General features: G+C 75.1%; 14 protein-coding genes. 9 read left to right on the top strand and 5 right to left on the bottom strand.

Annotation, left to right across the window (positions count from 1 at the left end):
- The first annotated feature begins 274 nt into the window (after window positions 1-274).
- Complete coding sequence (locus B8281_RS18270) at window positions 275-1,024, top strand: hypothetical protein (protein WP_085388446.1); 750 nt, start codon at window positions 275-277, stop codon at window positions 1,022-1,024.
- Between the two features lie 58 nt (window positions 1,025-1,082).
- Here B8281_RS18270 and B8281_RS18265 read toward each other — a convergent pair whose 3' ends face one another.
- Window positions 1,083-2,408 (bottom strand): MFS transporter, encoded by a 1,326-nt coding sequence (locus B8281_RS18265; RefSeq protein ID WP_085388857.1) that lies wholly within the window; start codon window positions 2,406-2,408, stop codon window positions 1,083-1,085.
- A 77-nt stretch (window positions 2,409-2,485) separates the two neighbouring features.
- Here B8281_RS18265 and B8281_RS18260 point away from each other — a divergent pair, with 77 nt between their 5' ends.
- Window positions 2,486-3,088, top strand: a complete 603-nt coding sequence (locus B8281_RS18260; RefSeq protein ID WP_157446671.1) for a transcriptional regulator — start codon at window positions 2,486-2,488, stop codon at window positions 3,086-3,088.
- A gap of 321 nt (window positions 3,089-3,409) precedes the next feature.
- Here B8281_RS18260 and B8281_RS18255 read toward each other — a convergent pair whose 3' ends face one another.
- Window positions 3,410-4,114, bottom strand: a complete 705-nt coding sequence (locus tag B8281_RS18255; protein ID WP_043655776.1) for a TrkA family potassium uptake protein — start codon at window positions 4,112-4,114, stop codon at window positions 3,410-3,412.
- A gap of 168 nt (window positions 4,115-4,282) precedes the next feature.
- A complete protein-coding gene (locus B8281_RS18250) occupies window positions 4,283-5,659 on the bottom strand; it encodes a TrkH family potassium uptake protein (RefSeq protein WP_085388445.1) in 1,377 nt (458 codons plus the stop codon).
- Window positions 5,660-5,869: 210 nt separating this feature from the next.
- On the opposite strand from B8281_RS18250, the gene B8281_RS18245 reads away from it, so the two are divergent.
- Together B8281_RS18245 and B8281_RS18240 are read left to right on the top strand one after the other, a co-directional pair.
- Window positions 5,870-7,096, top strand: a complete 1,227-nt coding sequence (locus B8281_RS18245) for an acetoin utilization protein AcuC (protein ID WP_085388444.1) — start codon at window positions 5,870-5,872, stop codon at window positions 7,094-7,096.
- Window positions 7,097-7,281: 185 nt separating this feature from the next.
- On the top strand, window positions 7,282-7,380 hold the full coding sequence (locus B8281_RS18240) for a 30S ribosomal protein bS22 (RefSeq protein WP_003792170.1): 99 nt from the start codon (window positions 7,282-7,284) through the stop codon (window positions 7,378-7,380).
- 94 nt (window positions 7,381-7,474) lie between these two features.
- Here B8281_RS18240 and B8281_RS18235 read toward each other — a convergent pair whose 3' ends face one another.
- Window positions 7,475-8,347 (bottom strand): HAD family phosphatase, encoded by an 873-nt coding sequence (locus tag B8281_RS18235; protein WP_076403236.1) that lies wholly within the window; start codon window positions 8,345-8,347, stop codon window positions 7,475-7,477.
- A 49-nt stretch (window positions 8,348-8,396) separates the two neighbouring features.
- Here B8281_RS18235 and B8281_RS18230 point away from each other — a divergent pair, with 49 nt between their 5' ends.
- Entirely contained in the window at window positions 8,397-8,687 is a 291-nt protein-coding gene (locus tag B8281_RS18230; RefSeq protein ID WP_232322615.1) for a glutaredoxin family protein, read from the top strand.
- Between the two features lie 56 nt (window positions 8,688-8,743).
- Window positions 8,744-9,418, top strand: a complete 675-nt coding sequence (locus tag B8281_RS18225; RefSeq protein ID WP_021482510.1) for a redox-sensing transcriptional repressor Rex — start codon at window positions 8,744-8,746, stop codon at window positions 9,416-9,418.
- A gap of 120 nt (window positions 9,419-9,538) precedes the next feature.
- Here the strand turns inward: B8281_RS18225 and B8281_RS18220 are convergent, their stop codons facing one another.
- A complete protein-coding gene (locus tag B8281_RS18220) occupies window positions 9,539-10,090 on the bottom strand; it encodes a YceI family protein (protein WP_043655749.1) in 552 nt (183 codons plus the stop codon).
- A gap of 164 nt (window positions 10,091-10,254) precedes the next feature.
- Here B8281_RS18220 and B8281_RS18215 point away from each other — a divergent pair, with 164 nt between their 5' ends.
- From B8281_RS18215 to B8281_RS18205, 3 genes are all read left to right on the top strand, one after another.
- On the top strand, window positions 10,255-10,782 hold the full coding sequence (locus B8281_RS18215) for a MarR family winged helix-turn-helix transcriptional regulator (protein WP_082774794.1): 528 nt from the start codon (window positions 10,255-10,257) through the stop codon (window positions 10,780-10,782).
- Window positions 10,783-10,853: 71 nt separating this feature from the next.
- Window positions 10,854-11,525, top strand: coding sequence for a histidine phosphatase family protein (locus B8281_RS18210; protein WP_043655743.1), 672 nt, complete (start codon window positions 10,854-10,856; stop codon window positions 11,523-11,525).
- Between the two features lie 211 nt (window positions 11,526-11,736).
- A complete protein-coding gene (locus tag B8281_RS18205; protein WP_085388852.1) occupies window positions 11,737-12,312 on the top strand; it encodes a TlpA disulfide reductase family protein in 576 nt (191 codons plus the stop codon).
- Window positions 12,313-12,360 lie beyond the last annotated feature (48 nt).

Raw genomic sequence — 12,360 nt, 5'->3', positions numbered from 1 at the left:
CGGTCCGGCCTCGGCCGGGCCGGGGGTGCCGGACCCCCGGGCCGTGTGCCGGCACGGCCCGGGTCCGGGCTCGGCCCCCGTCGCTCCGCGGAGCGGCGGGGGCCGAGCCGTGCCCGCCTGTCGACGGCGGTGCGACGCGTGGGTGAACAAACTGGACGGGTGTTCAGTTCGAGCGTCCAGGATGGCAGGATGTCCGTGAACTGGACGATCGTCCAGTCGGGTTCGGGGGCGACCCAGCGGTGCCCGCCCCGGGCCGGACGAAGAGGTTCCCCGCGTGACGACGACCACCCGCAGGCTGCTCGCCGCCCTCGTGCTCGCCGGCTCGCTCGTCGTGCCCGCGGGCACGGCCGGCGCGGCGACCCCGACCACCCTCCCTGCAGCGGCCGCCGCCCCGGCCGCCGCCCCGGCCGCCACCCCGGTCGCGATCTCGGTCACGGACCCCGCCGACAGCGTGCGCGTCAGCGTCGAGATCACCGAGCGTGAGGTGCCGACGACGCCGCGCGTGGCCGTCGTCGGCTCCGGGCCCTTCGTCGTCGGCGGCAGGCTCGAGCTGCGCGGGACCGGCCTCGCGCCGCACGCCGTCCACGAGGTCTGGCTCGAGAGCGATCCCGTGCTCCTGGGCACCGTCACGACGGACGCCGACGGGGCGTTCCTCTTCGTCGCGACGATCCCCGCGGGTACGACGCCGGGCGAGCACCACGTGCGGCTCGTGCCGACGGCGGGCGGTGCCGACGTGGTGTCCGAGCCGTTCCTCGTGCTCGCCGCCCCCGGCGAGCCGCACGAGCCCGGGATGACGCCGTCCGCGGGGTCCGGGGGAGCGGGCGGCTCGGGTGGTGCGGCGGCGGGCGGCGGGCCGGGCTCCTCACGCCCGGGCCTGGCGACGACGGGCGCGGGCCTGGCGACGACGGGCGCGGGCCTGGCGACGACGGGCGCGGGCCTGGGCCTCGTCGCGGCGCTGGCCGGGGCGGCGGTCCTGGCCGGGGCGGCGCTGCGCCGTCGGGCAGGCAGGGGCGGCGCGGCCTGAGCCTGCGCACCTCTCCGGGCGCACCTCGTCGGCGCGCCCCTCCGGCGCGCCCGCAGGGTCAGCTCTCCGGCTGCGGCTCCGTCTCGGCGCCAGCCCGCGCGGCCTCGACCGCACGCGCGTCGGCGTCGCGTGCGTCCGCCGCAGCCTCCGCGGCGTCCATCGCCCGGTCGTCGACGACGAGCATCCCCAGGAGCGTCGCGCCGGACACTGCCGCCATGACCACGAAGACCGTGCGCAGCCCGAAGAGCTCACCGAGCAGGCCACCCACCGCGGCGCCGAGGGGCAGCGTCCCCCAGGCGAGGAGCCGGTAGCACGCGTTGAGCCGGCCCAGCAGGGCGTCGGGCGTGATGCGCTGGCGCAGCGACAGCGTCACGACGTTCCACACGGCGATCCCGGCACCGCCGACGGCGGAGACGGCGCCGATCACCCACGCGTTCGTCGTCACCGCGGGGACGCCGACGAGGGCGACCGTGCCGAGGATCGTCAGCGCGAGGGAGCGCGCGCGCCCGATCGTCCCGACGACACGCTCGGCGACGAACGACCCCGCGAACGCCCCGACCGCCGTCGCGGTGAGGAGCACGCCGTACGCCGGCTCGGACAGGCCGAGGGGCGAGTCGGGGCCGACGGCGTAGAGCACGAAGACCGCGAACGCGGCGTTGCTCGCGAAGTTGATGCCGCCGACCATCATCGCGAGCGTGCGCAGGATGCGGTCGTGCCACAGGAACCGCAGGCCCTCGGCGACGTCCGCGCGCAGCGTCGTGCGGGTCGCGCGCACCGTCCGGTACGTGCCCGGGAGCCCGAGCAGCAGCACCACGGCGAGCGCCCAGAGCGCTCCGGGGACGCCGAACGCGACGGCGGCGCCCGCGGCCACGAGCAGCCCGCCCAGAGGTGGCCCCACGAACTGGTTCGCGGTGAGCTCCGCCGCGTAGAGGCGCCCGTTGGCGCGGGGGAGCGCGGTGCGCGGCACGACCTGCGGGAGGATCGACTGCGCCGAGGTGTCGTACAGCGTCTCGGTGACGCCGACGGCGAAGGCGACGAAGTACAGCACGGCGATGCTCCCGGCGTCGGGCACGAGCGCGACGGCCGCGAGCGCGACCACGAGGACCGCGCGCGCCACGTTGGCGCCGACCATCGCGAGCCGCCGGTCCAGACGGTCGGCGAGCGCGCCCGCGGGCAGCGCGAAGAGCAGCCACGGGAGCGTGAGGGCGAACGTCAGCCCCGCGACCAGCGCCGGCGAGTCGGTGTACCGGACCGCGACGAGCGGGAGCGCGACCTTGAGCACCCCGTCGGCGAGGTTCGACACCGTGGACGCGGCCCACAGGCGCCGGAACGGCGCGCCGAGCGGTGCGGCGGCGGGGCGACGGCGCCCGGGTCGAGAGGCCATGTCGCCCAGCATGGCACAGTGATCGAGAAACCCCAATCGATCGAGCGCTCTCGATCGAGGGTCCGTACGATGAGCCCATGACCCCCGAGCCCACCCCGGAGTCGACCTTGGAGTCGATCCCGGATCCCACCGCCGGGCCCGCCCCCAGGCCGGGCGCCCCCGGCGTCCCGGGCCGCCGTCCGCCCACCGCTCTCGAGGCGAAGGCGCTCGCGCACCCGCTGCGCCAGCGCATCGTGCGGCAGTGCGGCACGCGCGAGATGACGAACAAGGAGCTCGCCGACCACCTCGGCGTCCCGCCGGGCACGGCGCTGCATCACGTCCGCCTCCTCGTGCGTGCCGGGCTGCTCGAGCCCGCGGAGGTCCGCACGGGGGCGGGCGGGGCGCTCGAGCGGCCCTACCGCGCCACGGGCGCCACGTGGTGGCTCGACGACCCGCTGCGCGACGCCGAGCCCGGCGCGCGGTTCGGCCCCGTCGCCGCGGCGCTCGACGACGCCCTCGCCGCCGGTCCGGACGCCGTCACCACGTCTGCGGCGTTCTACCTGCACCTCTCCGACGACGACGTCGCCGAGCTCGACCGCCGTATCCTCGCCGTCCTCGACGAGTACGTCGCGACCGACGCCGACCGCCACGACCGCCCCCTGCACCGAGGCCTCTTCGTCCTGCACCGCCCACCCTCCTGACGACCGGCCGGACGAGCCGGGCAGGCCGACCGGCGAGGATCCCGGCGATGCGTGCCCCCACGCGGCGCGACAGCCTTGTGCCCCCCGTGGCACGACAGCGCCAGACCGACCCCGAGGGACCACCGGACCGAGGCCCGAACCGCGGGACGAAGGGCGACGGCCAGGACGAGCGGTGGGGTCGGACCGTGCGCGAAGGACGTCAAGGCGCACTCCTCAGACCTTCGCCCGGAAGACCAGGGCGACGGTGCGCCAGTCCGAGCGCACGGTCCGACCCCACCGCGGGCCCGACCCGCGGGCTGTGAACCCGATCGAACCCGACCCTCACGGCCGAGCGGCGAACCGCTCCAGGAGGTCGGCGTGACCCGACACGATGAGCAGGTCGTTCGCGCTGATCCGGGTCTCGGGGGTCGCGTAGAGGAACTCCTCGCCGGGCGACTTCACGCCGATCACGGTGACGCCGTACCGCTCGCGCACCTTCGACTGCGCGAGCGTGAACCCCTGCACCTCGCGGGGCGGCCGCATCTTGACGATCGTGAACCCGTCCTCGACCTCGATGTAGTCGAGCAGCTTCCCGGAGACGAGGTGCGCGACGCGTGAGCCGGCGTCGGCCTCGGGGAACACGACGTGGTGCGCGCCGATGCGCTGGAGGATGCGCCCGTGCTCCGCCGAGATCGCCTTGGCCCAGATCTGGGGCGTGCCGAGGTCGACGAGGTTTCCGGTGATGAGCACGCTCGCCTCGAGCGACGTGCCCACGCCCACGACCGCGACGGGGAAGTCGCGTGCGCCGAGCTGCTCGAGCGCGACCGGGTTGGAGGCGTCGGCCTCGACGAGCGGGAGCTGTCCGCTCCACTGGGCGACGAGGTCGGGGTCGCGCTCGACGGCGAGCACGTCCTGCCCGAGACGGTCCAGCGTCGCGGCGATCGCGGTCCCGAAGCGGCCGAGGCCGATGACGAGGACGCCCGCGTCCTTGCGCGGGGCCTTCGCCTCGTCCCGGCGCGCGCGCTCCGCGCGGCCGCGCTCGACGATGCGCTGGGCGACGGGGTCCGCGGACGCGCCGTCCTTCCCGTCGGCGGCGCGGGTGAACGGGTCGGTCACGGTGGGGCCTTTCGTCGGTCCGGTGGTGCGGTGTCTGGCGTGTCGGTGAGGTCTCGTGCGGCGGTCGCGTCCGGCGGTCGCGCCGCCGGGCGGGCCTGCTCACCCGATGATGGGGCGCTCCTCGGGGTAGCGCACGATGCGGCGGCGGTCGCGCAGGGCGAGCGCGGCGGCGAACGTCATGGTGCCCGTGCGCCCGACGAACATGAGCGCGATGAGGACGTACTTCCCGGCGTCGGGCAGGTCGGGCGTGATGCCGGTCGACAGGCCGACGGTCGCGAACGCGGAGATGGTCTCGAAGAGGATGACGTCGAGCGTCTCGCCGGTGATCTCCAGCAGGAGCAGGCTCGACAGGAGCACCGCCGTCGCGCCGACGAACGACACCGCGACCGCGAGCCGGAGGGTGTCGCGCGGGATGCGTCGCCCGAACGCCTCCATGTCCCGGTCGCCGCGGGCCTCGGACACGATGGCGATGAGCATGACGGCGAGCGTCGTGACCTTGATGCCGCCCGCGGTCGACGCGGAGCCGCCGCCGACGAACATCAGCGCGTCGGTGATGAGCCAGCTCGCCTCGTGCATGCCGCCGGTGTCCACGGTCGAGAAGCCGCCGGAGCGCGGCATGACGCCGGCGAAGAGCGACGCGAGCAGCTTCTCGCCGAGGTCGAGGGGCCCGAGGGTCCGCTGGTTCCCCCACTCGACGGCCGCGAAGAGCACCGTGCCTACGACGACGAGCGCCGCGCTCGTGGTGAGGGTGAGCTTGGTGTGCAGGCTCCACTTGGAGGCGCGGCGGCGGTTGCGCATGACGTTGAGGATGACGGGGAAGCCGAGGGACCCGATGAACACGCCGAGGATGATCGGCAGGCACAGCATCCAGTCGCCGACGTACGGCGCGAGACCGTGCTCCGTCGGGATGAACCCCGCGTTGTTGAAGGCGGAGATGCCGTAGAAGATGCCGTGCCACGCGGCCTCGCCGAACGTCTCCTCCAGCACGACGAACCGCGGCAGCAGGAGCAGCGCGATGAGGAGCTCGAGCGAGGTTGACGTGATGATGACGACCCGCACGAGCGAGCCGACCTCGCCGAGCCGCGTCGTCTTCGTCTCCGACGCGGTGAGGAGCTTCTGCGTGAGGCCGATGCGCCGGGACACGGCCATGCCGAGGATCGACGCGAGCGTCATGACGCCGAGGCCGCCGATCTTGATGCCGAGCAGGATGACGACCTGCCCGTACCCCGACCAGTAGGTCCCCGTGGGGACCACGACGAGACCGGTGACGCACACGGCGGACGTGGCGGTGAAGAACGCGTCGACGAACGGCGCGGACCGGCCGTTCGCCGTCGCCCAGGGCGCCATGAGCAGGGCGGTGAAGACGGCGATGACGGCGGCGAACACGGTGACGGCGAGGCGGGCGGGGGACTGCCGGGCGAGGCGGTCGACGATCTCCCGCCCCCGGAACAGGCGCCCGGTCATGCTCGTCGGCATGGAGCCTCCCTCACCACTCGCGCCACTCTGCCACGGGCCCGGTGGCCCGTCATGTCGCCGCTCCGGCGCCGGGACATCATGCCCGGTCGCGGGCCCGGACGCCGCACCGGGGCTCGTGGAGACCCGGCGGAACGCCCGGACCGGCGGCCCTGCGTGGTCCGGCGCGCGGTCGGTGGGGCGGGGGCGCGCCGTCGGGCGTTACCGTGAGCCATGCCCACGACCGACCCGACGTCGTCGCCCGCCCCGACCGGGGCGGCTGCGGCGCCCGGAGCCTGCGTCGTGTGGAGCCCCGAGCTCCTCGGCTACGACTTCGGTCCCGGCCACCCCATGGCGCCGGCCCGGCTCGACCTGACGATGGGGCTCGTGCGCGCCCTCGGCCTGCTCGACGACGACGCGGACCTGCGGGTCGTGCGGCCCGAGCCCGCGCCCGACGACGTGCTCGAGCTCGTGCACGAGCCCGCGTACGTCGCGGCGGTGCGCGCGGCGTCGGAGCACGGCACGCCCGACCCGGCCCGCGGCCTCGGCACCGAGGACGACCCGGTCTTCCGCGGGATGCACGAGGCCGCCGCGCGGATCGTCGCGGGCTCGTACGAGGCGGCGGGCGAGATCGCGGCGGGTCGCACCCGGCACGCGGTGAACGTCGCGGGCGGCATGCACCACGCGAAGGCGGGCGCGGCGTCGGGCTTCTGCGTCTACAACGACGCGGCCGTCGCGATCCGGCGCCTGCTCGACGACGGCGTCGAGCGCGTCGCGTACGTCGACCTCGACGCCCACCACGGCGACGGCGTCGAGGAGGCGTTCTGGGACGACCCGCGCGTCCTCACCGTCTCCGTCCACCAGAGCGGCGCGACGCTCTTCCCCGGGACGGGCCACCCGACCGACCTCGGGGGCCCCGGCGCCGAGGGGACGGCGGTCAACGTCGCGCTCCCGCGCCGCACCGACGGCGCCCGCTGGCTGCGCGCGGTCGACGCCGTCGTGCCGCCCGTGCTGCGCGCGTTCCGTCCCGAGGTGCTCGTCACCCAGCACGGGTGCGACGCGCACGGCGAGGACCCGTTGTCCGACCTCGACGTGTCCGTCGACGCGCAGCGCACGGCCGCCACCTGGATGCACGGGCTCGCGCACGAGCTGACCGACGGGCGGTGGCTCGCGCTCGGCGGGGGCGGGTACGCGATCGCGCGCGTCGTGCCGCTCGTGTGGTCGGCCGTCGTGGGGGAGGTCGTGCACCGGCCCGTCACCGCGGGCGTGCCCCTGCCCGCGGAGTGGCGCGAGCGCGTGGCGGAGGTCGCCGGGTTCGACGCGCCGCTCGCGTTCGGGCCCGAGGTCGAGGTCCGGCGGTGGAGCAGCGGGTACGACCCGGACGACGACGTCGACCGCGCCGTCGCGGCCACGCGCCGGGCCGTCTTCCCGCTGCTGGGCCTCGACGCGCACTTCGACTGAGACGCCCCGCGACCGGTCGCGTACCGGGGCACGGGCGCGAGCGGGTAGGCTAGGGGGCGGATTTCTCTCGTGTTGGTCGGCTTGCGGCGCCCTCGTGGTCGCCGGGGCCCCGATCAACCGTGGACCACCCGCGGCCGGTCGACCGGTCGCCGACCGACACGCCGCTCGAGCATTGCGAGGACCGTATGGGCTCCGTCATCAAGAAGCGCCGCAAGCGCATGGCCAAGAAGAAGCACCGCAAGCTGCTTCGCAAGACGCGTCACCAGCGTCGCAACAAGAAGTGACGTCGCGCGCGTCCTGACGCGCCGACCCGTCGTCGAGCCCGGTCCCTCCCGAGGGACCGGGCTCGACGCGTCTCCGGGCGCGGCCCGGGCGGGGTCAGAGGCGGGCGATGCGCCGGTCGACGGCGCGGCGCACCGAGCGCAGGACGAGCGCGGCGGCCCAGGCGGCGCCGGCCCAGCTCGCGGTGCGGACGCTGCTGCGGGCGACGCGGCGGCGGCGCCCGCGGAACTCGCGGATGGGCCAGCCGACGTCCTGCGCGTGGCGGCGCAGGCGGGCGTCCGGGTTGATGGGGCACGGGTGCCCCACGGCCTCCATCATCGTGACGTCGTTGAGCGAGTCGCCGTACGCGTACGACGCCTCGAGGTCGATGTCCTCGCGCTCGGCGAGCGCCCGCACCCCGGCAGCCTTCGCGCGGCCGTGCATCATGTCGCCGACGAGCCGTCCCGTGTAGAAGCCGTCCTCGTGCTCCGCGACGGTGCCGAGTGCGCCCGTCGTCCCGAGCCGGCGCGCGATGAGCTCGCCGATCTCGACGGGGGTCGCGGAGACGAGCCACACCTGGTGCCCGGCGGCGAGGTGCTCGTCGAGCAGGCGGCGCGTGCCGGGGTAGATGCGCAGCGACAGGACGGTGTCGTAGACCTCCTCGCCGATCGCGGTGACCTCGGCGACGGAGCGCCCCGCGATGAGCGCGAGCGCGCGCGACCGGATGCGGTCGATCTGCTGCTTGTTCTCGCCGAACACGAGGTACCGGGCCTGGTGCACGGCGAAGCGCACGATGTCGAGCGTCGAGAAGAACTCGCGCTGGTACAGGGCGCGCGCGAGGTGGAACGACGAGGCGCCGCGGATGATCGTGTTGTCGACGTCGAAGAACGCGGCGGTGCGGTGCGGCGGCCCGGGCGCGCGCGCGGGCGCCTCCTCGGGGAGCGTCGGCCGGGAGGTCGGGTCGGGGCCCGGGCCGGGAGACGTCGCCATGCCTCCACTCTAGGCGGTCGGCCTGCCGGGGCCTCGTACCCTGGGAGGCGTGAGCACCTCCGACGCCCCCGCCCCCGTCCTGCTGTTCGGCCGCGCGGGCTGTCACCTGTGCGACGACGCGCGGACGGTCGTCGAGGCCGTGTGCGCCGAGGCGGGCGTCGCGTGGGCGGAGGTCGACCTGGACGCGCCGGGCACGGACCCGGCCCTGCGCGAGCAGTACGGCGAGTACGTGCCGGTCGTCACGGTCGGCGGGGTGCAGCAGGGGTTCTGGCGCGTGGACGCGCGCCGGCTGGCGCGTGCGGTGGCCCGGATTTCGGCGCCGCGCGCGGACCTGGGATGATTCCTCCCGTGGAGCGTGACCGTCGACGAGGACGGTCCCTGGACGACGGAGTGACGGTGGCTGAGCAGGTAGTCGGTGAGGTGACGGCGCCGGGGATCCCGAGCGCGACGGTGGCGCGGCTCCCGTCCTACCTGCGCGCGCTGCGGGACCTCGTGGCGCGGGGCGTCGGGACGACGTCGTCGGTCGAGCTCGCGGAGCTGTCCGGCGTGGGCCCGGCCCAGCTGCGCAAGGACCTGTCGTTCCTCGGCTCGTTCGGCACGCGCGGCGTGGGCTACGACGTCGACTCGCTCGCGCAGTACATCACCGAGGCCCTGGGCCTCGTCGACGAGCACCGCATCGCGATCGTCGGGATCGGCAACCTGGGGCACGCGCTCGCGAACTACTCGGGCTACGAGCAGCGCGGCTTCCACGTGGCGGCGCTCCTCGACGCGTCGCCGGACGTCGTCGGGACGCGGGCCGCGGGCCTCGTCGTCGAGCACGTCGACGCGCTCGAGGAGGTCGTGGAGCGCGAGAAGGTGTCGATCGTCGTCCTCGCGACGCCCGCGGCGCACGCGCAGGCGGTCGCGGACCGCGTGGTCGCGGCGGGGGTGCGCGAGATCCTCAACTTCGCGCCGCGTGCGCTCCAGGTCCCGGCGGACGTCGACGTGCGCGGCGTCGACGTCGGCAGCGAGCTGCAGATCCTCGCGTTCCACTCGCAGGCCCGCGCCCTCGCGGCGTCGCAGGAGCGCTGAGCGGCCCCGGCGTCCGGACCCGGGGACGACGAAGGGCCGCGTGCCGGTGCACGCGGCCCCTCGGGGCGGCTCCCCTGCCGGAGGGTGCCGGTCTCGCCCGGGACGTGCCCGGGACGACGGTCAGGCCTGCTTGATGGCCGAGACGTCGAGCGCGATCTTGATCTTGTCGCCGACGAGCACCCCGCCGGTCTCGAGCGCGGCGTTCCAGGTGAGGCCGAACTCCTTGCGCGAGATCTCGGTGGTCGCCTCGAAGCCGGCGCGCGGGTTGCCGAACGGGTCGGTCGCGGTGCCCGCGAACTCCGTCTCGAGCTCGACCGGCTTGGTGACGCCGTTGATCGTCAGGTCGCCGGCCACGACGTAGTCGTCGCCGTCGCCCGTGATGCGCGTCGACGTGAACGTCCACGTCGGCTTGTTCTCCGCGTCCCAGAAGTCGGCGCTGCGCAGGTGGTTGTCGCGGTTCTCGTCGCCCGTGCTCACGGACGCGGCGTCGAGCTGGGCGGTCACGGACGTCGACTCGAGGTCGTCGCCGACGGTGATCGTGCCGTCGGTGATCGCGAGGGTGCCGCGGACCTTCGAGATCCCGGCGTGGCGGACGGTGAACGACGCCTGCGAGTGCGACGCGTCGAGGGCGTAGGTACCGGTCGTGAGGCCGGCGGGCAGCGACGAGGCCATGGGTGCTCCTGCGGGTGGTCGGGGTCCGGGCGGACCAAGTGGTTGAACGTTCAACTTCGGAACGAGCGTATCAACAGCACCCCTCGGTCCGTCTATTCCCGTGGGGTGGAACAATGTTCGCGACGCCCCCACGCCCCCGACCGCCCCCGCACCGCCGAGGACCCATGACCCGCAACGACGTCGACACCCCGACGGCGAGCACCGTCCGCACCCCCGCAGCCCCCGCCGCCGAGCCGCGCTGGCTCGACGCGGAGCAGCAGCGCCTGTGGCGCGCGTACCTCGACGGGACCGTGCGCTTCATCGAGGCGCTCGGCCGGGACCACGAGGAACGGTCCGAGGTGTCGCTCAACGAGTACGAGCTGCTCGTGCGTCTCTCCGAGAGCCCCGACCACACCCTGCGCATGTCGGCGCTCGCGGACGGGCTCGCCCGCTCGCGCAGCCGCGTGACGCACACCGTCGCGCGCATGGAGGCGCGCGGACTGGTCCGGCGCTCCGCGAGCTCGGGCGACCGTCGGGGCGTGAACTGCGCGATGACGAGCGAGGGCTACCGCGTGCTCGTCGCGTCGGCGCCCGCCCACGTGGCGGCCGTGCGCCGGTACCTGGTCGACGTGCTCACGCCGGAGCAGTTCCGGGCGCTGGGCGAGGCGATGGCGGCCGTCGCGGAGGCGTGCAAGGCCGACCGCGACGCCTGACCACCCGTCCCGGCCCGTCGCACCGGCTCGCGGTGGCGTGCGCTCGCCCCGAGTGCGGGACACTGGTGGGCATGGTCTCCACCATCGTCCACCTCCTGCGCCACGGCGAGGTCCACAACCCCGACGGCGTCCTCTACGGCCGGATCCCCGGCTACCACCTCTCCGAGCGCGGCCACGAGATGGCCCGCCGCGTCGCCGCGCACCTCGCGGGCGAGCCCGGGCCCGACGGCACGTCGCGCCCCCGCGCCGACCTCACGGTCGTCGTGGCCTCGCCGCTGCAGCGCGCGCAGGAGACCGCGACGCCTGCCGCCGAGGCGTTCGGGCTCGAGCTGGGCACGGACGAGCGGCTCATCGAGGCCGCGAACCACTTCGAGGGCAAGACCTTCGGCGTCGGGGACGGCTCGCTGCGGCACCCGCAGCACTGGCCCTACCTGTGGAACCCGTTCCGCCCCTCGTGGGGCGAGCCGTACGTGGAGCAGGTCGCGCGCATGCGGGCCGCCGTCGCCGACGCGCGGGACAAGGCGGCCGGGCACGAGGCGCTGCTCGTCAGCCACCAGCTCCCGGTGTGGCTCACGCGCCTGAGCTTCGAGAACCGCCGGCTCTGGCACGACCCGCGCAAGCGCGAGTGCTCGCTCGCGTCGCTCACGTCGCTGCACTTCGAGGACGACCGCCTGGTCGGCCTCCACTACACCGAGCCGGTCGCGGACCTCCTCCCGGGCGCGGCGACCGTCTCCGGGGCGTGACGTCGGTCATGTCCAGCGCTGTCGCCACGGCCGTCGCGTCCGAACTGCACGGTTCGGGCGTGGCGGAGGTCACGTCTCTCAGGTCCCGTTCAGGAAGCGCGGGCAGGGTGCGTCCCGTGATGCCGTCGTGACCGCCGACTCGCGCGCGCGTGCCGCGCGCCCCCTCTCCGTCGAGGCGCGGGCCGCTGCCCTGCCGTCGCGTCGGCGACCCGTGCGCCGTGCGCTGACGGGCGCCGTCGTGCTCGCCGCGGCCCTCGGTCTCGCGGCGTGCGCGCAGGACTCCGGCGCCTCGACCGACGTCGTGGGGCAGGGCTTCGTCTCGGGCGACGGGTCGGTCCGCACGTGGGACGCCGACGAGCGCGGCGACGTCGTCGCGCTCACGGGCACGGACTACGAGGGCGAGCAGGTCGACACGAGCGCGTGGCTCGGGGACGTCGTCGTGCTCAACACCTGGTACGCGGCGTGCGCGCCGTGCCGGGCCGAGGCGCCCGACCTCGTGGCGCTCGCCAACGACCGCGCCGACGACGGCGTGCAGGTGCTCGGGATCAACACGACCGACGAGGCGGGCGCCGCCCAGGCGTTCCAGCGCCGGTTCGACGTCCCCTACCCGTCGATCGACGACCGTTCCGGCGAGGTCGTCGCGGCGCTCTCGGGCACCGTCCCGCTCCAGGCCGTGCCGTCCACCGTCGTGCTCGACCGCGAGGGCCGCGTCGCGGCGCGCGTCATCGGGCTCGTCGAGGGCTCGACGCTCACCGCCCTGGTCGACGACGTCCTCGCCGAGGGCTGACCGTGCCCGTCCTCACGCCCCTCGCCGCCGCGGTCCCCGCGGCCGCCG

Source organism: Cellulosimicrobium sp. TH-20, from assembly GCF_002105775.1.
Taxonomy (GTDB): Bacteria; Actinomycetota; Actinomycetes; order Actinomycetales; family Cellulomonadaceae; genus Cellulosimicrobium; species Cellulosimicrobium funkei.
This window is presented reverse-complemented; position numbering and strand designations above follow the sequence as displayed.